The organism is Candidatus Bathyarchaeota archaeon A05DMB-5 (assembly GCA_019685655.1).
GTDB lineage: Archaea > Thermoproteota > Bathyarchaeia > Bathyarchaeales > Bathycorpusculaceae > DSLH01.
Genome location: JABFQP010000004.1, coordinates 149061 through 171293 on the forward strand (window position 1 = coordinate 149061; position 22233 = coordinate 171293).

Annotated in this window: 22 protein-coding genes; 3 read left to right on the forward strand and 19 right to left on the reverse strand. The window is 43.8% G+C overall.

Annotated elements, in window-relative coordinates:
• The 7 genes from HM003_06730 to HM003_06760 form a co-directional block, all read right to left on the reverse strand.
• On the reverse strand, positions 1-528 hold the full coding sequence (locus tag HM003_06730; GenBank protein MBX5329025.1) for a 4Fe-4S dicluster domain-containing protein: 528 nt from the start codon (positions 526-528) through the stop codon (positions 1-3).
• Positions 528-965 carry a hydrogenase iron-sulfur subunit gene (locus HM003_06735; protein MBX5329026.1) on the reverse strand — a complete coding sequence of 146 codons (438 nt, stop codon included), beginning with the start codon at positions 963-965 and terminating at the stop codon, positions 528-530. The genes HM003_06730 and HM003_06735 overlap by 1 nt, the downstream gene beginning before the upstream one ends.
• Entirely contained in the window at positions 962-3985 is a 3024-nt protein-coding gene (locus tag HM003_06740; GenBank protein MBX5329027.1) for a CoB--CoM heterodisulfide reductase iron-sulfur subunit A family protein, read from the reverse strand. Before HM003_06740 ends, HM003_06735 begins: the two co-directional genes overlap by 4 nt.
• A 2-nt stretch (positions 3986-3987) precedes the next feature.
• The gene (locus HM003_06745; GenBank protein MBX5329028.1) at positions 3988-4743 is read right to left on the reverse strand and encodes a hydrogenase iron-sulfur subunit; all 756 of its coding nucleotides are present in this window, start codon (positions 4741-4743) and stop codon (positions 3988-3990) included.
• A 2-nt stretch (positions 4744-4745) separates the two neighbouring features.
• Positions 4746-6509 carry an FAD-dependent oxidoreductase gene (locus HM003_06750; GenBank protein MBX5329029.1) on the reverse strand — a complete coding sequence of 588 codons (1764 nt, stop codon included), beginning with the start codon at positions 6507-6509 and terminating at the stop codon, positions 4746-4748.
• Between the two features lie 75 nt (positions 6510-6584).
• On the reverse strand, positions 6585-7043 hold the full coding sequence (gene gcvH, locus HM003_06755; GenBank protein ID MBX5329030.1) for a glycine cleavage system protein GcvH: 459 nt from the start codon (positions 7041-7043) through the stop codon (positions 6585-6587).
• A 298-nt stretch (positions 7044-7341) separates the two neighbouring features.
• Positions 7342-7548 (reverse strand): DUF2061 domain-containing protein, encoded by a 207-nt coding sequence (locus HM003_06760; protein MBX5329031.1) that lies wholly within the window; start codon positions 7546-7548, stop codon positions 7342-7344.
• Positions 7549-7715: 167 nt separating this feature from the next.
• Between HM003_06760 and HM003_06765 the strand changes: the two genes are divergently transcribed.
• Positions 7716-8792, forward strand: coding sequence for a phosphate uptake regulator PhoU (locus HM003_06765; protein ID MBX5329032.1), 1077 nt, complete (start codon positions 7716-7718; stop codon positions 8790-8792).
• 93 nt (positions 8793-8885) lie between these two features.
• Positions 8886-9368: a hypothetical protein gene (locus HM003_06770; protein ID MBX5329033.1), complete on the forward strand. Its 483-nt coding sequence runs from the start codon at positions 8886-8888 to the stop codon at positions 9366-9368.
• 13 nt (positions 9369-9381) lie between these two features.
• Here the strand turns inward: HM003_06770 and HM003_06775 are convergent, their stop codons facing one another.
• The 6 genes from HM003_06775 to HM003_06800 form a co-directional block, all read right to left on the reverse strand.
• Positions 9382-9582, reverse strand: coding sequence for a hypothetical protein (locus HM003_06775; protein ID MBX5329034.1), 201 nt, complete (start codon positions 9580-9582; stop codon positions 9382-9384).
• A 121-nt stretch (positions 9583-9703) separates the two neighbouring features.
• Positions 9704-10579 (reverse strand): CoB--CoM heterodisulfide reductase subunit B, encoded by an 876-nt coding sequence (locus tag HM003_06780; GenBank protein MBX5329035.1) that lies wholly within the window; start codon positions 10577-10579, stop codon positions 9704-9706.
• The gene (locus HM003_06785) at positions 10576-11094 is read right to left on the reverse strand and encodes a CoB--CoM heterodisulfide reductase subunit C (protein ID MBX5329036.1); all 519 of its coding nucleotides are present in this window, start codon (positions 11092-11094) and stop codon (positions 10576-10578) included. The genes HM003_06780 and HM003_06785 overlap by 4 nt, the downstream gene beginning before the upstream one ends.
• Positions 11095-11117: 23 nt before the next feature.
• Positions 11118-13529, reverse strand: coding sequence for a hydrogenase iron-sulfur subunit (locus HM003_06790; GenBank protein ID MBX5329037.1), 2412 nt, complete (start codon positions 13527-13529; stop codon positions 11118-11120).
• A gap of 10 nt (positions 13530-13539) precedes the next feature.
• Positions 13540-14997, reverse strand: a complete 1458-nt coding sequence (locus HM003_06795; protein MBX5329038.1) for a Ni/Fe hydrogenase subunit alpha — start codon at positions 14995-14997, stop codon at positions 13540-13542.
• Positions 14994-15932 (reverse strand): oxidoreductase, encoded by a 939-nt coding sequence (locus tag HM003_06800; protein ID MBX5329039.1) that lies wholly within the window; start codon positions 15930-15932, stop codon positions 14994-14996. Before HM003_06800 ends, HM003_06795 begins: the two co-directional genes overlap by 4 nt.
• A gap of 376 nt (positions 15933-16308) precedes the next feature.
• On the opposite strand from HM003_06800, the gene HM003_06805 reads away from it, so the two are divergent.
• The gene (locus HM003_06805) at positions 16309-16869 is read left to right on the forward strand and encodes an Lrp/AsnC family transcriptional regulator (protein MBX5329040.1); all 561 of its coding nucleotides are present in this window, start codon (positions 16309-16311) and stop codon (positions 16867-16869) included.
• A gap of 92 nt (positions 16870-16961) precedes the next feature.
• On the opposite strand, the gene HM003_06810 is transcribed toward HM003_06805, so the two are convergent.
• From HM003_06810 to HM003_06835, 6 genes are all read right to left on the reverse strand, one after another.
• Entirely contained in the window at positions 16962-17261 is a 300-nt protein-coding gene (locus HM003_06810) for a hypothetical protein (GenBank protein ID MBX5329041.1), read from the reverse strand.
• Between the two features lie 9 nt (positions 17262-17270).
• Positions 17271-17624: a hypothetical protein gene (locus HM003_06815; GenBank protein ID MBX5329042.1), complete on the reverse strand. Its 354-nt coding sequence runs from the start codon at positions 17622-17624 to the stop codon at positions 17271-17273.
• An 11-nt stretch (positions 17625-17635) separates the two neighbouring features.
• A complete protein-coding gene (locus HM003_06820) occupies positions 17636-17983 on the reverse strand; it encodes a sulfur reduction protein DsrE (protein MBX5329043.1) in 348 nt (115 codons plus the stop codon).
• A 2-nt stretch (positions 17984-17985) separates the two neighbouring features.
• On the reverse strand, positions 17986-19035 hold the full coding sequence (locus HM003_06825; protein MBX5329044.1) for a YeeE/YedE family protein: 1050 nt from the start codon (positions 19033-19035) through the stop codon (positions 17986-17988).
• A 12-nt stretch (positions 19036-19047) separates the two neighbouring features.
• Positions 19048-19290 carry a hypothetical protein gene (locus HM003_06830; protein ID MBX5329045.1) on the reverse strand — a complete coding sequence of 81 codons (243 nt, stop codon included), beginning with the start codon at positions 19288-19290 and terminating at the stop codon, positions 19048-19050.
• Between the two features lie 134 nt (positions 19291-19424).
• Positions 19425-22214 (reverse strand): bifunctional acetate--CoA ligase family protein/GNAT family N-acetyltransferase, encoded by a 2790-nt coding sequence (locus HM003_06835; GenBank protein MBX5329046.1) that lies wholly within the window; start codon positions 22212-22214, stop codon positions 19425-19427.
• Positions 22215-22233: the final 19 nt, after the last annotated feature.

A 22233-nucleotide genomic window follows, 5' to 3' on the forward strand; every position in this document is an offset into this window, starting at 1 on the left:
CTACTCACCCTTCTTTTCAAGATGCTTTAGAAAGCTCACTCCATGAAGCGCTTTCTTTATACCTTCAGAATTGCCCCTTGGCAGTGGCGGCAACCCAAAAGTTTCTCGCTTCTTTATTCTCAAATCTGGAATTTTGTAAGCGTAGCCCGACTCAAGAATGCTCATAGCTTGCTCTTTAAACACTTGAGGCACTATGCCTTTTTCTGCGGCTAAATTGCGCAGTACGCGGATTACACTGGCTACTTCAACATCTTGCGGACAACGGTCTGTACACGTGAAACATGCTGCGCACAACCATAATGTGTCGCTGTTTAGCACGCGGTCTTTAAGTCCAAGCTGTGCCATGCGAATTATTTGTCTAGGGCGATATGTTTCGCTGAACTTTGCGACTGGGCAGTCAGATGTGCATGTTCCACACTGGAAACAGCGCATCAGTTTTTCTCCGCCGTGCATTTTTGCAATTTCATATTTGAATTTAGGATCCATTTCCGACGCTTTTATCGGCTCTTTCTCTTCAACTTCAGCCATTAAGCATTAACCTCCGCGTTTTTTAATGGGCTTGGTCCAAGCTTTTTTATTTGTTCAACCATGTCCCGCACGATTGCCGCGAACCTGTCACCTTCGCTGGCTGAAACCCACTCCAACCGTAAGCGTTCAGGTTCGATTCCGAAATCTTGAAGAACTTTCTTTAAAAGAGTTACCCTTCTTTGCGCTTTGAAGTTTCCACTAATGTAGTGGCAATCTGAAGGCAGATGGCATCCGGCTACGAGCACGCCGTCTGCACCGTTTTTGAAGGCTTCGAGAATAAAGGTTGGGTCGATTCGGCCGCTGCACATGACGCGTATGATTCTTATATTTGGTGGATACTGAATTCGGCTTACTCCGGCCAAGTCTGCACCTGCATAGCTGCACCAGTTGCAGAGGAAACCTATAATTTTTGGTTCAAACCCGCTTTTCTCGGTCATGCTTGCACCTCCACAAGTGCGGCTTTAACTTGAGCAAGTATCTCTTCCGTGGTGAAGTGACCCATTATGATGGCTTTGGTTGGGCATGCCGTGCCGCATGCTCCGCATCCTTTACATAATGCTTCAATTACGTGTGCTGTAAGCTTACCGTCTTTTTCCTTCATTTCTATGGCACCGTACGGGCATAGATATTCACAAATCCTACAACCGCTACATAAATCTTCGTTCACGTTTGCCACAATTCCTTCCATCTCAAGCGTGGGTTTCGAAAGTATGGTTGTAGCTCTTGCCGCTGCAGCGCATGCCTGCGCTATGCTTTCGTCGATGTATTTTGGTGAATGAGCAATTCCACACAAGAAAACGCCTTCGGTGGCAAAGTCAACTGGGCGGAGTTTCATGTGAGCTTCCAGGAAGAAACCGTCCTTTGTTAGTGGCACTTTAAGCATTTCGGCAATGCGTTTGTTGTCTGGGTTCGGGATTGTTGCGGCGCTTAAGATTAGAAAGTCTGGTTCGATTTCAACAGTTTCTTTCAAAACGGGCTCCCAGAAGGACACTTTTAACTTTCCGTCAACGTTTGCTACTTGCGGCTTTCTTTCGTCTTCATAATTTATGAATAGGACTCCTTTCTGTGCGGCTTCACGGTAATAGTCTTCTTTAAAACCGTAAGAGCGAATGTCCTTGAATAAAACGTAGACTTCTGTTTCAGGGCTTAGCTCTTTAATTTTTAAAGCGTTCTTTATCGCTTGTCCACAACATATCCGCGAGCAGTTCGGTCTTTCCTCGTTTCTAGCACCTACACATTGAATCATAACAACGTTTTTAGCTTTAAATTTGCCGTTCGCAAGCTTTTCTTCCAGTTCATGCTGTGTCATCACCCGTGGGTCTTTACCGTAAAGGTATTCTTTTGGTTTGTATTCGGTTGCGCCTGTGGCAACTATGACGATGCCATGCTCAACTTCGTCCTCTTTACCGCTGTGCTTCTTTATTTTTGATTTGAAGTTGCCGACGAAACCGCTTACTTCAGCAACTTCCGAGTCTAAGTGAACGTGTATCTTCTCGTTTTCCATGACTTCTTTGATTAACTCGTTCAGTCTTTCTTTTGGGTTTTCCCCTTTTTCTAATAAATAGTGAATTGTGCGTAAGTGTCCGCCAAGCTCTTTTTCTCTCTCAACAAGATGCACTTCAAACCCTTGCCTTGCAAGTTCAAGCGCCGCAGTCATGCCGGAAACTCCACCGCCTATGACCAACCCAACTGGCGTGACGCTGATTTCTGGTTTCTTAAGCGGCTTCAAAAGTTTGGCTTTAGCGACTATTGAGCGGACGAGGTCTTTGGCTTTTTCAGTGGCTTCTTTAGGCTCATGCATATGCACCCAACTACACTGGTCGCGGATGTTGGTCATTTCGAACAAGTAGGGGTTTAAGCCTGCTTCTTGGACTGTTTCTCTAAAAAGCGGTTCATGCGTTCTAGGCGTGCAGGAGGCTACGACGACACGGTTCAGGTTGTGTTGTTGAATTTTTTCGCGGATGAGCTTTTGCGTGTCCTGCGAGCAAGTGTAGAGGTTGGCTTCAGCGTAAACCACGTAGGGTAAGGTTTTAGCATATTCCACGACTTCGGGAACGTTGACGACTCCGCCAATGTTTATTCCGCAGTGACAGACGAAAACGCCTATGCGCGGTTCTTCTTGGCTGATGTCTCTTTCTGGCGGATACTCCTTGACTGTCACAAGTTTTCCTCTTTCAGTAGCTACAACATTCATTGCTTTGGCTGCTGCTCCGCTTGCTTGTGCGACGCTTTCTGGAATGTCTTTGGGAGCGCTGAAGGCTCCGCAAACGAATATGCCTGGTTTTGATGTTTCTAATGGCGTAAAGTGTCCGGTTTCACAGTAGTTGTATTTGTTGAGTTTTATTCCAAAAGCTTTAGCGAGTTTTTCAACGCTTTTTGGCGGTTGCATTCCGATGGATAGGACGACCATGTCGAATTCTTCGGTTTTCGGCGTTTCATCCTCAACATAGTGAACGAAGAGGTTGCCGGTCAACGGATCTTCAGTCACACCCGCAACTCTTGACCTCACAAATTTTATGCCCCACTCTTCTTTAGCGCGGTTGTAGTAGGCATCGAATTCTTTTCCGTAAGCTCGCAAGTCCATGTAAAAGATTGTTGGCTCCAATTTGGTTGGTGTGTGTTCTTTGGCTATTACTGCTTCTTTCATGCCGTACATGCAGCACGCTGCGGAACAGTAAGTGTTGCCGAGCTGATAGTCTCTCGAACCTACACATTGAATAAACGCAATTTTCTTTGGAATCTCGCCGTCCGAAGGTCGCACGACGAGTCCGCCGTAGGGTCCGGATGCACTCAAGATGCGTTCGAATTCTATGCTTGTCACCACGTTTGGATAGCGTCCATAACCATATTCGGTTTTCAATCTTGCATCGAAGGGTTCAAAGCCGGGTGCAAGTATAATTGAGCCGACTTTGAGTGTGGCTTCGCTGTCTTGTTGGTCGTATGCCACTGCCTTTGCTTTGCAGATTTCGTAGCATGTTCCGCAGCCAATGCATTTTTCACGGTCTATTTTGTATTTGAGCGGAACTGCTTGTGGATAGTCAACGTAAATTGCGCCTCTTTCGCTTAAACCTTCATTATACATGTCAACAGCTTCAATTGGACATTTTTGTGCACATAAGCCGCAACCGTTGCATTTGTCTTCGATTATGTAACGACTGCGTTTTCGAAGTTTTACTTCGAAGTTTCCAGCTTCGCCGTCTAAACCCAATATTTCAGTGTTTGTCAGAATCGTGATGTTCGGATGCCTTCCAGTTGCCACAAGTTTAGGCGAAAGGATACACATTGAACAGTCGTTTGTTGGAAATGTTTTGTCAAGCTGAGCCATGACGCCGCCAATGCTTGCGCCTTCATCAACCAAATACACCTTGAAGCCGGAATCCGCCAAATCTAACGATGCTTGTATACCAGCAACTCCTCCGCCGACGACTAAAACAGCTCCAACTTTGTCTTTTGCCATTTTCACTTAACCTCCAAAGCCTTGTAAAAGGGAGTTTGACCTTCCACATGGTCTAAGGCTATCATGTTTCTACGGCGCATGTCAACAATCTGCCTTAACACCGCCGCAGGTTTCATTTCAATCATTTCTGCCAAGTTCTTCACGGAGAAGGGTTTGGTTTTGGTTAAGACGTAGATTTTGTGTCGAACAAACTCTTCTTTTACGATTTCATCTAGCAACTCATCAAATTCGTCTTGCGACAGCTTTTCGCCGTAAACGTTAACGCCTTCAGTTAGCTCCTTTTCTCTGCCAAGCAAAACTCTCAACCGAAAATCTGAAGCGGCGTTCTTGGCTGCTGAGAGGTTAACCTTGATTTTTGGAGCTAAATCCTTGTTTCGCAACGGAGAAAACCCAAGTTTTCCAATTTCTCTGGAAAACTCTTTGGCATAATATTCAAAGTTCTTCTCATCTAATGGTGAATGCCAAACTAATTTTATGCGTTGAGGCTCCAAGCCACCTAATGCAACGAGTTTTGTGAGCATTTTTACGGCGCGTTCTGCTTGAAGGTTTCCTTCCTGATAGTGACAGTCTGGTGGTTTGCAACCCACGAGCATGACGCCATCAACTCCGTTCACAAGTGTGTCCAAAACGAGGACTGGGTCCACTCTTCCAAGACACATGATTCGAACAACATTAACGTTTGAGGGAACTTCGGTTTCGTTTTGACAAAAAGCCCAGTTACACATGAAACAAACAATTTTAGGGTCGTCTGCTTCCATTTTTATTGTCCCTCCGCTTTTGCCAAAGCAAGACTCATAATTTGCTCGTTAGGCGTCTTCTTCATCGTTATCGCTTGCTCTGGGCAACGTGCAGCACATATTCCGCAGCCTTTGCAAAGGTCTTCGTTTACTCTGGCAATTTCTCTTTCATCCTTTTTGACGGCGCCAAACGGGCAAACAACCGCGCACACGTTACAGCCTACGCAGAGGTTTTCGTCAACAACTGCCTTGTCGCCTTCACAAAGCTCCAAGCTTGCAAGACATTCTGCGCATGGTCCGCATCCCAAACAGCGAAAAGCTTCAAACATTGCTTTCTGCTTTGTTCTTTCTAAATATTCAGCTGCTTCCTCAAAGCTCAAACGCGGCTTTTCTATTGGCGGCTCATATCTTCGTTCTTTCTTTTTCAAGGAACCCCAGTTTTTAACCCACGTTACTTCTTCAACAGCGTCGTCTCTTCCTTTTCGCAAATCTTGTCCAGTCAAGTAGAGATGGATGGAAACAGCTGCTCTTTTGCCGGCTCCAACGGCTTCAATTATGCTCGCCGGGCCAGTGGCTATGTCGCCTCCTGCAAACACGCCGGGCATGTTGGTTTCTAATGTTAATGGGTCAACTTTCATTGATGGTGCTCTTGCTTCTTTGTCCAGAAGCTCTTTAGGTATGCACGCAGACTCTGCAACTTGTCCCAGCGCAGGAATTACCATGTCCACTTCATATTGATGTTCAGAAAAACTTATTGGGACAGGGCGTCTTCTTCCACTCTCGTCTGGTTCGCCTAATCGCATTCGCAAGCATTCTATGGCTTTGACCTTGCCATTTTCGCCTATGATTTGTTTTGGCGCGACTAAGAAATAGAATTTTACGCCGTCTTTTTCAGCTAACTCCACTTCATGCGGTAGCGCAGGCATCTCTTCACGAGAACGCCTATACAGTATCATGACTTCTTTTGCGCCGAGTTTTTTAGCTGTTCTTGCAGCATCTATTGCGCTGTTTCCACCGCCAACAACCGCAACTTTCTCGCCGACTTCAACACGTTCTCCAAGCGCAATTTTTCTCAGGAAATCCACGGCGTTTATGACACATTCCAAATCTTCGCCTGGCACGTTCAGTTTCATGCCAAGCTGTGTTCCAATAGCTAGAAAAACGGCTTTGTAACCATCTTTGCGTAAGCTTTCAATTGTAATGTCTTTTCCAAATTCCACGCCAGTTTTTATCTCCACACCCAAATCTTTGATGTAGGCGATTTCGTTTAATACAACAAATTTTTCAAGGCGAAAATCTGGTATGCAATACCGCATCATGCCGCCGGGTTCAGACATACGTTCAAAAACAGTTACGTGATAGCCAAGTTTTACAAGTTCGTAGGCTGCCGTTATGCCAGCTGGACCTGCGCCGATTATGGCAATTTTTTCCTTATGTTTCTTTGGTATGGGTTTTGGTTTTACGCGTTCATACTCACGTTCTACGTCGGCAACAATCCTTTTTAGAGCGCGGATAGCTACGGCTTGGTCCACGTTTGTTCTTGCACATGCATCCTCGCAAGGGCTGAAACAGACTCTTCCACAAATTGCGGGAAAAGGCATGTCTTGCCTTATGAGTTCGACTGCTTCTTTGAATTTGCCTTTTTGGAGCAGAGCGACGTATCCTTGAACGTTGACGCGTGCTGGACAGGCTGAGCGGCATGGTGGCAGTTGTCTCTTTACATTTGTGCTACTACCACTTGTCATTGTTAAACCAGCTTGATGTAGAATACTATCCTTATCTACCAATTATATTAAGTCACCTAAATCAAATTTAACTCAAAAATGACATAAAACAGTAAGGGAAAAAGAGGAAAATTGGAGCTACTCGCGCAGTCTTCCTTCCAGTTTGTTAACCAGCTTGTTGTATTCTCTTGGACCCAGTAAACCTTTGAGTTCTTGTTCTAAAACCAACGAGTTCTTCGGTTTTATCTCCACAATCCAACCTTCGCCGTAGGGGTCTTCGTTGATTATATTTGGTTCATTCCTAAGCTTCTCGTTAACTTTGGCTATTTTACCGCTGACTGGCGCATAGAGGTCAAACATGAACATCCAAGTTTCCGCAACACCGAAAGGCTCCATCTTGTTAACTTCTTTACCAACCGCTTCAGTCATTACGTGGGCTATTCCTTTCAAGTGCCTCTGTGCATAGTCAGATACGCCTACACGGATGTTTCCTTCAGGCGTGACTTGAGCCCATGTGTGCTTGGGCGTGTAGAGCAACAGTTCTGGTGTGACCAGAAGCTCCTTGCGTTTTTCTGCTGGGATTCCTTGGGTGCGCATGAGTTCTTCTAAGCGAAGGCGGATGGCTTCTGAGACGAATTCTGATATGCTTCTGTAGCGTCCTGTTTTGATTGCTTCTTCGATTTCTTTTATGAGTTCTGTTCTTAGGCTTACGGTTTTCCATTCTGATGTTTTTTCTTTTTCATTCATTTTACATCAACCTCCTTTACATCTGATTGATATATGGCGCAAGTCAGAAATATATATCTAATGCATATATTTTATTTATAGTAAATACCATATTAATCTAAACAACTGGCATACTTATATACACATTAGCCTTCCACCCGTCGCTAACTTATTCTTTTATTCTGCCAAAATTTGACAAGTTCCACATACGTTCATGCACGTAGTAAACAACCGTTTTTACAACAAGCTCTGTGATTCCAACAACAGTTCCCAAGGTCAGGTCCTTACTAAATACGAACACCAAAAGTATCGTTGTCAAAGTTGCAACAACCCTCCAAGAAACTGCCTTCACTAAACTTCTAATTGGTTTCTCCATCTACACACTTCCAACCGAGACTCTTTAATAAGCAACGAAGAAACATAAGTAACTTTCCACCCGCATGTTTTTTACGAAAGCCAACATGATATGTAGTTTTAACGCAAAAATATAGTAAGGCATATAAAAAGCAAATAGTAGTAAATACCATAAACGCGGTGAACTTTTTGGAAAGCAGAAAAGTGCAAAAAGTAGGATATTCAACAATGACCGTGTCACTGCCAAGCGAATGGGCAAAACAAAACAACATCAACCCCGGCGACATCGTCTTCCTCTTGCCCGAAAAAGACGGCACACTAAAAATCGTGCCAAGCCACGTGGCACAAAAAGAAGAAGCCGATGAATACATAATAAATGCTGACGCTTGCGACGAGCACGGATTGCTTGAGAGAATAATCGTTGGAAGCTACATACTAGGACGTGATGTCATAAGAGTAACCTCTTCAACCAGAATAGGAAAAGAGCATGTTGACGAAATCCGCCGAATTGTCCGCAAACTAATAGGATTAGGCATTCTCGAAGAAACTCCGAAAAACATTCTTTTACAATGCTCTGTCGACCCAGCCAAATTCAAACTTGACATGCTAATCAGGCGGTTATCTCTAATTTCGTCAACAATATTGTCTGAAACGATGCAAGCTTTTCTAGAAGGAAATGAAACCTTAGCCATAGAAGCCATAAACCGTGAAGACGAAGCCGACACAATCTACTATTTAGCGGTGCGTCTGCTTTTGGCTGCGCAGCAAAAACCAGAAATTGCAGAACAAACGGGCGCGACAGACGTGGTCTTCATTCCTGCAACACGCTTGATACTTCAATATTTAGAATTGATTGCAGACTACTCAGAAGACATGGCTAAAAAAATTATCGATCTCGAGGTATATCGCCGAAAATTGCCGAAGAACGTGATTGAAAAAATCTATCATCTAAGTGAGTTAACGCAAACCATTTTTCAGAAGGCTTTGGATTGCGTTTTCACACGTGACCTCAAAGTTGCAAACAGCGTGCTAGAAATGAAGAGCGTACTCCAAACTGAATCGGACAAACTTATGCGGGAAATTCCTGAAATTCCGTATTTGAGGGCAATAATTTCGTGTTTGAACAAAATTGCAGATAAAGGCGCCACAATAGCAGACATCGCCATTAACAGAGCGCTAGAGCAACCGAGTAAGGAAGTGGAGAACATTATTCGCACAGTAAAACATGTGCGGACTTTACCATTAGCCGCGAAGAAGAAAACTTAGCATTCTTTTTGAGTTATATTTAATTCAGACTTGGCTTGAGAAGATTAATATAAAAAGAAATAAATAGTATATATAGAAGGTGTGTTATGCACCATGAACGACTTTGAAGAAGCGTTACGAAACATAGATGTGTTCTGCAAAGTTTTGGTTAACAAAATCGTCGGAAGCGACGAAACCGAAAACAGCAACATCACCCTTGAGCCGATGGAGCATCTCCTATACAAAAAGTACATAATAAGCGAACAGGTGGAGTCTAATCCTATAAGCAAAAATTTCATTCCTCTTCCACAACTTGAGGAACCTTTAATTGACATTTTCGAAGAAGACAGATACGTTAGAATTTTGATGCAGTGCCGCTGTAAAGAACAAAAAGTCACAATTCATCCAAGCATTGATGGTTTAGAAATCTGCAAGAGGGAATGCCACGTAGATTCAGAAGGCACGGAAGTATGCGTTGACAAATGTCAGAAGATAAATGTGCCAGTTAAAGAACTGCAGATTGAAGACATGACTGTTAAGTGTTCAAATAACGAAGTTTTTGAGGTCACTATTCCAAGAAAAAGCTACGAAAGCTAGAGTGCAGCATCACCTATTGCGAAGTGACACCTTTCCGTTTTATTCGAATTCTACACGCTTCTTCTCCAGAACATTTGGAACACGTGTAGATAACATCAAATTCGCTTTTTTCAGGATCAGAAGGATTAACGATGAAGGCGAAACATTCTTCGCCTTTGCTGATTGATGCTCCGCAGCAAAAGCATTTATGCTCTTTTAAAGCGACAACTTTCATTCTTTTTTCCCAAAAGAACATGTGGTGAGCGGTTGTTCTTAACGTTTTCCACGAGCAAACAAGAAAATAACGTAATGAAGTTAAAAGAAGCGAAAAGGCTTCTAGACACTTACGAGGTTTTTTATGTGATCTTACTCAGCACTTTGTCCAATCGGATTTTATGGAAGTCAAGTGCAAGTTCTTTAGGGTCTATTCCCAACGCTAGGCTTAGAAGTTCAGCGTAATGGATAACGGGTATGTTGTATTCTTCCTTGTAAGCAGATTTTATCAGCATTTGCCCAAGGTCTAAAGTTAAGAAGCAGAAGGGACAGAGTGTAACAATACAATCGGCGCCTGCTTTTGTTGTGTTAACGATTTTGTCGCGGGCAATCGCTAACGCAACATCGTCGGCATAACCTCTCAAAAGTCCTCCACAACATTTCAGTTTGTTTCGATACCAGATGCTTTTTGCGCCTAATGCTTCGATTAAATCGTCAAAGATGTGCGGGCGTTCTGGGTCGTCAAACTTCAAAAGCGCACTTGGTCTCAGCAAATGACACCCTGAAAATGATGCTACTTTAAGACTGCTCAAATCTTTAACGACGCTCTTCTTTAAGCGTTCTAAACCGACATCGTCCATTAAGACTTTCAAGTAATGTTTTACTTCCTTGGTTCCTTTGAATTCTTCGCCGGCATTGGATAAGATTTTGTTGACTCTTGCTTTCAGTTTTGAGTTTTCTTTCAGTAGGTTGTTTGCCATGGCCAGGGATTCGAAACAGCCAGTGCACAATGTTACTATGTCGAGGTCGGCTTCTTCGGCTAGGCAAATGTTATGTGCGGCGATTGCTAGGCTGGTTTCCATGTCTATGGATTGTAGGGGTGGTGGAGCGCAGCATGTCATGTTGTCTAGGTCGACGAGCCCTATTCCAAGTCTGGTTAAGGCTTTTCGTGCTGATGCTTCATAATGTGGTTGACGGGCTGGTATGGTGCATCCTAAAAAGAGCGCGTAACTTGTCATGGCGTTCCTTCCTTCTTCCACTGTATTTTATCAAATCCTGTTGCAGCAAGTATTTTTTTCATCGCATCCAAGCCTGCTGGCCTAAGCGGCGGCAAGCCGTATTCGGGTCTTTTCTTTTCCACAAATTTGGATGTTGGAACTATGCGTCCTTCGTTCATCAGTCCAGTTGCGAATTCCGAGTAGATGTTTGGTATGTGTCCTTCTTTGATGGCTATGTTTCTTAATGCGTAGATAACATCTGCTATTTCGACTTTCTGCGGACACCTTTCTTGGCAGTTGTAGCATGAGCTGCATAGCCAAATGGCGCCGCCTGAGAGAACTTCTTGTTTCTCGCCTAAAAGTGAGAGTCTAATAATGTCTCTTGGGTTGTAGCGTTCGGTGGTTTTGGCGACTGGGCAACTGCTGGCGCATGTTCCACATTGATAGCATAAGGTTATGGTTTCGCCGCCTAATTGGCTTCTTATCTCGTCCGAAAATGAGGTTGCAGAGGTTTTTTGTTCTTTTTTATGCTCCATTATGTTTTCTCCTTCTGTTGGAGTCACATTAACTGCAGTGGACCGAGCTTTTCTATTCTTTCAGTCATCATTTGCGCGGCTTCTGCGAATTTGTCGCCTTCTATGAAAACCATGTGTAACATTTCTAAACGTTCTGGCTCTATGCCGTATTCTTTTAACAGCACTTTTGCAAGGTCTACTTTCTTTTGAGCCTTTTGACTGCCGACTTCGTAATGGCAACCGTCAGTTTTGCATCCTACAACCATGACCCCTTGAGCGCCAGCTTTGAAGGCTTGCAGGAACTGGTGGACTTGTAATATGCCGGTGCATGGGACTTTCATTACTCTGACGTTGGCTGGATACTGCATCATCGCCATGCCCGAAGAGTCCACGGCCGTGTGACCACATTCTGAACAGGTTATAGCAAGAATCAACGGTTTGGAGGTTCCATTCACAGATAAGAGCGCGTTCATTTGGGCTTCCATTTGTTTTGGTCGTGAGTGTCTAAGTTCTATGGCGTTGACTGGGCATGTGCCAACACAGATGCCGCATCCTTCACATTTGAGGTCGGACACTTGCGCAACAAAGTGGTCTTCACCTTTAGGCACTAGAGTTATGGCGTTGAATGGGCAGATGACTGGACAGAACTCGCAGTCTCCGCAGTATTCTTCATTCACAAAGGCTGTTCTCTGGTCTTTGATTATCTTACCAGTGGACAAGAACTTAGCGGCTTTCACGGCTGCCGAGTGAGCGTGCAGAGAACTTGTTGGAGCATCTTTGGGGAAGGTTGCGCCTCCGCACAGGTAGACGCCTCTGATTTTGGTTTCTGTGGGTCTCAGTTTGGCGTTGTATTCTTTGAAAAAGCCGTCTTGGTCAAGTTCTATTCCGAGCATTTCAGCAAGTTCTTTTGTGTCTTCTGATGGCACCATGGCGGTGGCTAAAACTACTAGGTCGGCTTCGAGTTCGAAGAATCTTCTTAGGATGGCGTCTTCAACGTCTACGATTAAGATGTTTCCGTCTGGGTCGTGTGAAATTTCTGTTGGTCTGCCTTTAACGAATTTTATTCCCATTTCTCGGGCTTTTTCGTAATAGTATTCGTGTTCTCTTCCGGTTGTTCTGATGTCGATGTAGCAGATGGTAATGTCCGTGTCTGGATATGCAGATTTAATCAGCATTGCGTTTTTCAGAGATATCATACAGCAGATGCTTGAGCACCATGGGTTCCATCGTCGGTCTCGTGAGCCGACACATTGGATAAAAACGATTCTTTTGGCGGGTTTACGGTCTGAAGGCTTGATGATTGCGCCGTTTGTAGGTCCGAAACCGTCAATCATTCTTGCAAGTTCAAGATTGGTTATCACATTGGGATATTCGCCGTAGTGATATTCTTTTATCACGCTTGGGTCGTACTCTTTAAAGCCCGTAGCGACAATTATGCCGCCAACATTAAGCGTTAACTTCTCAGTTTTCTGGTTCAATTTGACAGCTTTTGTGGGGCAAATCTCCACGCATTTAGCGCATTCTTGGAATTTGCAAGCACTCTCGTCGATTACGTAGACTGGCGGATGAACCGGCGGAGTGTTTATGTAAATTGCCTTTCGTGTTTTCAGCTTCGCATTGTATTCGTCTGGCACTTCTACTGGACAGACTGTTGTGCAAAGGTCGCAGCGAACACATTTAGATTCGTCAACGTAGCGTGGTTTTTTCTCAATCGTAACCTTGTAGTTTCCAGGAACCCCTTCAACCTTGACAACTTTTGAGTTGGTTAATATGTTTAGGTTTGGAATTTCGGAAAATCCAGAGCGGTAAACGCATTTTCTTGAAGTGTGAGTTATAGCTTTCACGTCGGAAGCTGGAGATTGTATGCAGATGGCACAGTCGTCTGTTGGAAAGAATCTTCCAGCACGAGCAGCCAAACCGCCAAGAAATGGAGCTTTCTCAATAAGATGCACCTCAAATCCCAAATCAGCCAAATCTTCAGCAGCTTGCATCCCAGCGATTCCGCCGCCTATCACAAGAACAGACTTGACAGCTGGAAACTCCAGCTTTTCCAATGGTTCTAGAAGTTTGGCGCGTTCAATGGCGGCAGAAAGCATTGCTTTGGCTTTTTCTGTAGCTTCTGATGGTGTGTCTCGGTGAGGCCATGCGCAGTGGTCTTTGAGGTCTATAACTTCCACTAGGTATGGGTTAAGCCCAGCTTCCTCTGCGGCTTTTACGATTGCTATTTCGCTCAGTTTGGGAAGAGTTTCTGCTACGACTAGTCGGTTTATTTTTTTGCTTTTGATGGCGTCCACGATGGTTTTTAGTCCTTCGCCTCTCCAGAACTCGTTTCCTTGCACAACAAGAGCTACGCCTGAAACTTTCTTCACATGTTCTGTTAGGGCTTTGAAATCCAGTATTTCTGAGAGTTGTTTTCCACAATTAGACAGGAATACTCCAACTTTTGCTTCTTCCATTTTTCATCCCTCACCTTCTCAACTTTCTTACTAAACGCCTTTCGCTGTCGTAAATTTCAACCTCAAGCGGCATCTCGCCAACAGCAAAGTGTGTAGCACAAGCAAAGCAAGGGTCATAAGCCCTGAAAGCCATCTCAACCATGTTCAATATGCCATCGCTAACTTTACCATTGCGTATCAAGCCCTTTGCCGCGTTCTTAATAGACATGCAAATGCCCGGCGCGTTGTGGGTTGTAGCCACTATCAAGTTGACTTTTTTGGCTAAGGCTTTCTCGTCAAGTATGTAATGGTGAATAAGCGTTCCTCTGGCTGCTTCCACGATGCCTACGCCTTCTCCGGGCTTTCCAGGCTTGTTCTTGATGTCCTTCCTTGTTATGTCAGGGTCTGTTACTAGCTCCAAAGCGCGTTCAGCCGCGTATAGAAGCTCAATTAATCGTGCCCAGTGAAAAGCCAAAGTGGCGTGGACAGGTTTGCCGCCGAGAGTTTTGTACATTCTCTTGTATTCTTCATTCGCTAATGGCGTTGCCATGCCTTCAGCAGCGTTTAATCTGCCTAAGGGCCCAACACGGTATATGCCGCTTTCCTCACCGTCAACAAATCCGTTCCATCCAATTTTTTTCAGGTAGGGCAGTTTAACGTAAGTCCAAGGTTCAACGTGTTCTTCAATAACATCTAAGTATTCTGAAGGGGCAAATTTCACGAATTCTTTCCCGTTCGGGTCTACAACTCGAACTTTGCCGTCATAGAAATTCACATGATTGTTTTTGTCAACGGTTCCCATGTAGTAGGTTTTCAATGTGTATGGTTCGCTTTTAACTAGGTTCACGTAATCAGCGTTTTTGAGAACTATGTCGTCAAAGAGTTTCAGGCTGAACTTTGCAAACTCCACGCAGCTTCTAACCATCGTTTCTATTTCTTGCCTTTCTTCCTCAGACAAAGCCTTAGCGATTCCGCCAGGCACGCAAGCGCTCACGGGATGAGTGGGTCTTCCGCCGAGCATGCCGGTTATTTTTTGTCCATAAGCCCTATGCTTTATCACTTCTTTGCCGATTTCTAATCCAGCCTTTTCTATTACGCCGAGAACGTTTCTTTTTGCTGGTGGAGCGTCTGGTCCAACAACTAAGTCTGGACCGCCTAAGAAGTAGAAGTGTAAGATGTGGTCGTAAATGTAGTAGGCGACATACTCCAGTTCTCTCAGTTTCTTGGCTGTTTCTGTGGGTTCCACGTTAAACGCTGCGTCTAGGGCTTTGGCGCTTGCCATGTGATGCGCAACTGGACATACACCGCAGATTCTCGTGGTTATTATGGGTAGGTCCTCGGCCCTTCTTCCTTCGCAGAACTTTTCGAAGCCTCTGAGTTCTGGAACTTGGAAGTAAGCGTTTTCCACGTCGCCTTTGTCGTTTAGGAATATGGTTATTTTTCCGTGCCCTTCAAGTCGAGTTATTGGGTTTATTACTATTTCTTTCATTTCATTATCTTCCTCCGCAATATCGAGTTGGCAAGAGAATACTTGTAGAAAGTTCCAACGGGGTCAACAATCTTTTTAATAACGCTTGGGTCTGTGGCTATGGATGCCAGAGCACTTATCGCTGCAGCGCCTTGGTCGCTCACGCGCGGCGCTGGACCACCACAGCCAGTGCATGGTATGTTCACTTTGGGACATTGTGCGCCGCATCCTGCGCGTGTTGCGGGTCCCATGCAGATGACTTGCTGGTCCCAGAAGCACGTTTTGAAGTCATCGTCTATTTCGTAGATTCTTTTTATTTCGTGGAGTTTTCGGTCTTTCTTTTCTCTTGGGCATTCATCGCAAACTGCCTTTGTCGGAAGGAGACTAGAGCCTTTTGGCGGGAGTTTGCCGCTTGCTATTGCTTCGATGGCTTGGAGGATGCATGGGATTGGCGGTGGACATCCAGAGAGGAAGTAATCCACGTCTACGGTTTGAGCTAAAGTTTTCACAGTGTCATAAAACTCTGGCAGTTCAAGTTCTCCTTCTTTCACTTTTAATGAAGTTTGCGGGGTTACAGAACGCGGGTTTTTTGTTGATGGAGTTTCAAAATATGCTCTTTCGAAGATTTTCTCTTTGTTCCAAAGGTTTCCGAGGCCTATTACGCATCCGTCGCATGCGCATGAGCCGAATGCTACAAGGGTTTTGGATTTTTGTCTTAGGAGTTTTGCCATGTGCTCGTTTTCTTCGGTTCTTATGGCGCCGTTGAAGAAGCAGACGTCGATGTTTTTGTCTGGCATGGCTTCTACGTCTTTGTATTTTATGTCCATGGCTACTGGCCAGAAAACGATGTCAGCAATTTGTATAACGTCGAGGATTTTTTCATTTATGTCCAAGACGGCGATTTCGCAGCCTCCGCAGCTTGCTGCCCAGTAGAAGGCAACTTTAAGCTTGTTCATCTTGTCACCTATTGAATTGGATTTGGATGAAAGAATATGATAATTGCAGCTTCTATAATTTAAATTTACTTGTTGGTAAATAGAAAATTAATTATAGAATTTTTTATGTTAGACTTAAATTAAAATTAATAGAATTAATGTAGATGGACTTGTGATTTATTCTTTCTTTTTTATTGTTCTATTTTCAAAGTTTCTAGTTTTTAACTCTGATAAACATTTCCCATTAATCCAAGAACAGCGGTTTCGCGTCTCTACGGTTTGTATCCCTGCACACGGTAAACTTTTTCTTTTATTATAATTAATAAGTTTTTAAAAGGCAAAAGATTATAATTTTTGTTATCAATTACTCAAACTATAAACATTGTTGGTGAGACCTTTGGAAAAATTTGATGAAAATGATAGAAGAATCGTTTCACTACTTATGGAAAAACCAGACATGTCACAAACTGCAATAGCAAGTCATTTGAAACTTTCGCAGCCCGCAGTTTATGCAAGAATAAGACGCTTGAGAACCTCTGGGATATTAACTAGAGTAGTCGGTGTGAACCTAACGGGGATAAATTTACATATGGTGAAAGTAGAAATAACTGCTAAAGAGCCATGGAAAATAGTGGATTTTTTCGATAAGTGTCCAATGTTTGTGAATGGGTTTATTATCTCTGGGAGACATAATTTGTGCCTCTTTTTTGTAAGCGAAAGACTACAAGCAATCGAATGCTGTGTCAACCATAATTTAAGGAAAAACCCTAATGTTTTAGATGCAGAATCCAACGTTGTGGTAACTCCCGTCAAGGATTTTGTTGTTCCGCTTAAGATTTATTCTGAAAAGCGTGAAAAATCTCCTTGCGGAAAAACGTGTGCAGAGCAATCTTGCTATCCAGATGGAAAATGTTTAGGATGCCCAGCCACGGTGTTCTATAAAGGAAAACTTCTATAGGTACATGTCGTCCAACAAAGACAACTACATCTAATTTTTCCTGCTCATTACCTAAAACAAAGAGGAAATAAACCAAAAAAGGGAAGGATAGCTTACAAATTGACTATTCGTTCATAATTGAAGATTAAGTCGATAATTTCACTGTAATCTAAGGTTTTTATTTCTGAGTGAAGTAGTTTTGTTAAGCCTCGCAACTCAACATCTTTCTTAGCAGCGTAGATTGAGATACCCTTTTTTATAGCGTCTGCGACAGGAGCGTCTTTTCTTCCTTTGCATCCATAGTAAACTGCGTCTTGTAACAGGCAAATTCCAATATCGCCGTCTTTATGTTCTAAAGCCAGCTGAATTCCTATGGGGTCCATGTCAGTTATGAAATAGAGAATCTTAGCCATAACTACCACCTAAAATGTTAAAGTGACATCAGCTTCCGCTATTATTCTGAGAATTTCATCGCGTTCCTTTACTGTCACACCTTCAGCCAAGTCTTCCTCAGTTAATCCACGTTCTAATAAGGAAACCTTGTCAATGTGAACAAGAAGAGGCTTAGTATCTTCTAGCATGGGTCTTGAAAGAAACTCTAAGTGGCGTTTGTAAAGTGTCATGTCGGTTTCTTTCAAAAAAGCGTATACGCTATCTCCTATAGAGACGACTGTGGTGTCTGATGTACTAACTGCCACAGCTACTCGTAAGCCTTCAGCTGGAAACAGCGACCCATGAGGGGGCTTCCTTAATATAACAACAATTTTCTTAGGCATATCATATCCTCCTAAAAAACAACTAGAAACCTGTCAGATCCCTCTGCCATCTCTGCAATATCAGGCGTTCCAGCTTTTGTAGCACCTTCTATAGTGTCCTTTGTTCCTCGAACAAGCATGCAAAGTGTGCATAAGCGTACTTCTGCTCCTTTTGCTATTAACTCTCTGAATTGCTCCTCTATATTAGTGACCCCCGGAACTTTTTTTTGAAACGTCATTACATTGTTGACCGCGTCCATGTAACAGAAAATTTTGACTTTATACCCCTTTGCCAAAGCTGCCTTTGCCAATTCAACTACTGTTTCTGGACTTTCAGATTGATACGGACCAGAAAAGAACAGAAAGCTAATAGTTACCATTGCTATCTCCTCATCAATAGCAAGTATGCCGTGACCCAGCAACCCATAATTATAGAGAACCCTGCAATAATACTGCTTATCGCGAGCTGAGGTATTCCGCTAAGTATGTGTCCAATGTTGCATCCATCGGCGATTACCGCACCTATTCCAAGTAATAAGCCTCCAATGAACTGTTGCACTAGTCTTCCAGGACCAGGTGCTCGCAGTTTAAATTCTCCTGCAATACCAGCTGCTATGGCGGCTCCGATTACCACTCCAATGACAAGGAAAGTTTCCCAAGTCAGTACGTTTGCGTCTCCTTTGATAAGTGTATTAAGAAACGTTGACCAACCACCAGTAATTCCTAATGGATAATTTCGTCCTGCGGCTGCCGATGCTGGAAACGCTATCATAGCTATTATGCCAATGACTATTCCAGTTGCCCACCATGACCAGCCACGTTTAAATATTTTTTCAGATAAGCTTCCTTCAGTTTTTTCTCCACCTTTCCGTTTCCAAGCCAAGACTCCTATTCCGATGATTGCGATTACTATAACGATAATCCATGGATCTACACCTATTATGTTAGCGAGTGTTGGACTTCTATTCGTAGATGCTACAAGGGGTCCTTGGTCCGTTATAGTTATTTTTGTCATGGTTTGTAGGTCTGACTTTACTCCTTTTAGCGCTCCTGAGCTAGTTATGACAGCGGACATCATAAAACCCAATAATGCAACAAAGGAGCCAACCATTCCCTCTCCGACCCTGTATGTTGTTCCACTGGCGCATCCTCCGGCTAGGACCATGCCGACGCCGAATATGAAACCGCCAACTATGTTGGCGCCCCAAAAGAAGGATTTAGGATTCAGTTGTATAACTCCAAGGCTAGCCATAACGTGAAAGCCTATCATCGAAACTATTATTGCTACTATGACTGCTTTGAGAAGAGTGTATTCTTTCAAAAGGATTATGTCTCTGAAAGCCGAGTTCATGCAGAATCTGCCGCGTTGTAATGCGAAACCAAAAAGTATTCCCACTATTAATCCTGAAAGAATATATGTTGGCTCGATCAAAGTTTCACTTTCCTATTTTACCTTTATTAGTATTTTCCACTCGCTTGCCCCAGTTTTGTCGACTTTTAGAACTTCATGACCCATTTTTTTGACTGACTCGGGTATTCGTTCTGCAGACAGTGGATAATCAACGAGAACTTCTAGTATTTCACCTGATTTCATGCTTTTTACTTTTTTCTGTGTCATCACGTCTGGATATGGACATACTTCGCCTCTAACATCTAAAATCTCGGTCGGTTTTAATTCTCCGCTCATTTCTATCTCCTTCTAATTATAGATTATAAGCTCTACCGTAAAATTTATAATTTAAGCTTTTCTGCAGTAAATAGAAAAAGTATTCAAAAAACTTGCGTTATACTTTAGCTATATTTAACGCAAATAATTGACGGTCAATTACTTATTGCCTCAGATTCTCTTTGTCCATCATGTTTAAGATCTGTTTCTTGAACTTGTGGCTTTACTGATTCCAGAGAATTCGCAGAACCAATAAATCTAGTTTCTTCTTTTAGGTTTAGTGTGCCTTTGACTGTGCCGTCTTCCATGTACTTCAGTGCAAAACCCATTTTTCTTGTTAGGCTGATGGCACGGTGGTTGTCCGGCAACATTATCGCGTATAATGTTTCGATGCCCATGTCCTTGCATATGTCGATTGTGTAGTCAACCATTTTCGTGCCTAAGCCGAGTCCTTGCCATGGGTCTGCGATTATGAAGGCGATTTCGCCTTTTTTGCCGTCTGGTTCAATGCTGACGCGGACGACGCCGAGGATTTTTCTTCGTCCTTCTTCGGTTAATTCGGCGATTATGGCGATTTCGCGGTCGTAGTCGATGTTGCAGTAGCGTACTCGCATTTCGTGCGGTGTATCCTTTATTATTTGGAAGAAGCGGTAACGTATGGATTCTTCACTGAAGTTTTGGAACATTTCCAGCCATAAGGGTTCGTCTTCGGGTTTTATAGGTCTTAACAGCACGGTTCGCCCGTCGCGCATCCGCCATAAAGTTTCATACTTCTTTGGGTAGGGGCTTATCACTAGATGCTGGTGTGGCTCGATTTTTTGGAAGACGCGCTCTTTGTCTATGAGAATACGCGCGTCTATTGCGCAAGCCTCTTTCTCGTTTATGAAAAGCGGGTTAATGTCAATTTCTTTTATTTGTGGAAAATCAATTAGCAATTGCGAGAAGCGCACGATTATTTCTTCGAGAAGTTTAATGTTAGCGGGTGGCACATTTCTGTAGCCTTTCAGAAGCTGGTAAACTTTGGTTTCTTCCATCATCCGCCTTACTAACGTCTGATTTAAGGGCGGAAGCCCAAGTGAAAAGTCTTTAAAAAGCTCCACACCTACGCCGCCCATACCAAAGAGTATTACCGGTCCAAAAAGCGGGTCGGTTTTTGCGCCAAGTATTACTTCGTAGCCTCGTTTGTTTATCATTTTTTGCACCGTTACGCCGATGATTTCAGCGTTGGGGTTGTAGGCTTTCGCGTTTTTTATGATGGTTTCGTAGGCTTCGTGGACTTCGGTTTCGTTTTTCAGGTCGAGGATTACGCCGCCCGCGTCAGTTTTATGCGTTATTTGTGGAGAGAGGATTTTTAGAACGACTGGGTAGCCGATTTGCGAGGCACATGAGACTGCTTCTTCAGGTGTTTCTGCGACCATTGTTTTTGCTACTGGAAACTCGTAGTATTCTAGTAGTTTTTTGGCTTCAGCTTCGTTTAGAAGTTCACGGTTTTCTGCGGCTGCGTTGCGGATTATTGTCATGATTGGGCGTTTTGGCGGAGACGCATCGACTGGAAGTTCTTCTGGTGTTTCGTAGATTAGTTCCAAGTTGCGTTTGTAATTGTACATGTAAAGGTAGGTTTTGATTGCTTGTTCTGGCGTTCCATATGTCGGGATGCTGTTTTGGTTCAAGATGCGGTTTGCGTCTTCTACGGCTCCGCGTCCCATAAAAGAAGTTAAGATTGTCTTGTTTTGGTAGCCCCTGTTTTTTACTACTTCTGCTATGGCTTGCGCGATTTCGACTGGTTCAGCAACTGCTTGAGACGTATAGATGATTAGGATGCCGTCCACGTTTTCGTCGTTTAAGCACGCTTCAACTACTGCCTTGTAGCGGTCTGCGTGTGCATCTCCTAAAATGTCGATTGGATTGCCTCTGCTCCAGTAAGGCGGCAAAATACTGTTGAAATAATCCATTGTTTTCTGGCTTAGTTTGGCAAGTTTTCCGCCCCGCGCAATTAAAGCATCAGTAGCCATCACACCGGGTCCACCTGCGTTTGTGATTATGGCAAGGTTCGGTCCCTTTGGCAAGGGCTGCATGCCTAGGACTTCGGCGGCGTTGAATAGGTCAGCGATTTCTTCTACGCGCACCATACCTGCGCGTTTGAATGCCGCATCGTAAATCATGTCTTCGCCTGTAAGCGAGCCAGTGTGGCTAGCGGCGGCTTTTGCGCTTTCTGTGAATTTGCCTGCTTTTACTACAATTATGGGTTTTGTTCGTGCGAAGTGGCGGGCTGCGCTTAGGAATTTGCGTGCGTTTGTTATGCCTTCTATGTACATGAGGATGCTGCGGGTTTTTGGGTCTGTTCCGAAATAGTCGATTAAATCGCCGAAGTCTACGTCTATCATTGAGCCTACTGAGACGAAGTTGCTGAAGCCTATGTTTTCTTCTATTGCCCAGTCAAGAATTGCGGAGCCGAGTGCGCCGGATTGGCTGATGAAGGCTATGTTGCCTGGTTTGGGCATTTTGCTTATGAAGGTAGCGTTTAAGTTGGCGCTTGGGCGAATTATGCCTAAACAGTTTGGTCCGATTATGCGTAAGCCGTATTTGCGTTTTATTTCAGTTATTTTGTCTTCTAGTGCTTTGCCTTCGGCGCCGATTTCTTTGAAGCCCGCTGAGATTATGATTATGCCTTTTATTCCTGCTTTGCCGCACTGTTCGACTACGTCTGGAACAGTTTTGGCTGGAGTAGCAATTATGGCTAGGTCGACTGGTTCTGGGATTTGGTCAACAGACTGGTAAGTCTTTAAACCCATTATTTCTGGCTTGCGAATGTTTACGGGGTAGACTTTGCCCTCGAAACCAAGCTCAATAAAATTTTTCATTAATGCATAGCCTACTGTGCCCTCTTCGTCGCTTGCGCCGATTATGGCGACGCTTCGAGGATTAAAAATCTTGTCAAGATACATGGTAACCAAGACAGAGCAA

Bases quoted from the DNA above. Each gene is read 5' to 3' on its own strand.
- HM003_06730 (MBX5329025.1), bottom strand. From the start codon at position 528: ATGGCTGAAGTTGAAGAGAAAGAGCCGATAAAAGCGTCGGAAATGGAT.
- HM003_06735 (MBX5329026.1), bottom strand. From the start codon at position 965: ATGACCGAGAAAAGCGGGTTTGAACCAAAAATTATAGGTTTCCTCTGC.
- HM003_06740 (MBX5329027.1), bottom strand. From the start codon at position 3,985: ATGGCAAAAGACAAAGTTGGAGCTGTTTTAGTCGTCGGCGGAGGAGTT.
- HM003_06745 (MBX5329028.1), bottom strand. From the start codon at position 4,743: ATGGAAGCAGACGACCCTAAAATTGTTTGTTTCATGTGTAACTGGGCT.
- gcvH (MBX5329030.1), bottom strand. From the start codon at position 7,043: ATGCGCACCCAAGGAATCCCAGCAGAAAAACGCAAGGAGCTTCTGGTC.
- HM003_06760 (MBX5329031.1), bottom strand. From the start codon at position 7,548: ATGGAGAAACCAATTAGAAGTTTAGTGAAGGCAGTTTCTTGGAGGGTT.
- HM003_06770 (MBX5329033.1), top strand. From the start codon at position 8,886: ATGAACGACTTTGAAGAAGCGTTACGAAACATAGATGTGTTCTGCAAA.
- HM003_06775 (MBX5329034.1), bottom strand. From the start codon at position 9,582: ATGAAAGTTGTCGCTTTAAAAGAGCATAAATGCTTTTGCTGCGGAGCA.
- HM003_06780 (MBX5329035.1), bottom strand. From the start codon at position 10,579: ATGACAAGTTACGCGCTCTTTTTAGGATGCACCATACCAGCCCGTCAA.
- HM003_06785 (MBX5329036.1), bottom strand. From the start codon at position 11,094: ATGGAGCATAAAAAAGAACAAAAAACCTCTGCAACCTCATTTTCGGAC.
- HM003_06790 (MBX5329037.1), bottom strand. From the start codon at position 13,529: ATGGAAGAAGCAAAAGTTGGAGTATTCCTGTCTAATTGTGGAAAACAA.
- HM003_06795 (MBX5329038.1), bottom strand. From the start codon at position 14,997: ATGAAAGAAATAGTAATAAACCCAATAACTCGACTTGAAGGGCACGGA.
- HM003_06800 (MBX5329039.1), bottom strand. From the start codon at position 15,932: ATGAACAAGCTTAAAGTTGCCTTCTACTGGGCAGCAAGCTGCGGAGGC.
- HM003_06810 (MBX5329041.1), bottom strand. From the start codon at position 17,261: ATGGCTAAGATTCTCTATTTCATAACTGACATGGACCCCATAGGAATT.
- HM003_06815 (MBX5329042.1), bottom strand. From the start codon at position 17,624: ATGCCTAAGAAAATTGTTGTTATATTAAGGAAGCCCCCTCATGGGTCG.
- HM003_06820 (MBX5329043.1), bottom strand. From the start codon at position 17,983: ATGGTAACTATTAGCTTTCTGTTCTTTTCTGGTCCGTATCAATCTGAA.
- HM003_06830 (MBX5329045.1), bottom strand. From the start codon at position 19,290: ATGAGCGGAGAATTAAAACCGACCGAGATTTTAGATGTTAGAGGCGAA.
- HM003_06835 (MBX5329046.1), bottom strand. From the start codon at position 22,214: ATGTATCTTGACAAGATTTTTAATCCTCGAAGCGTCGCCATAATCGGC.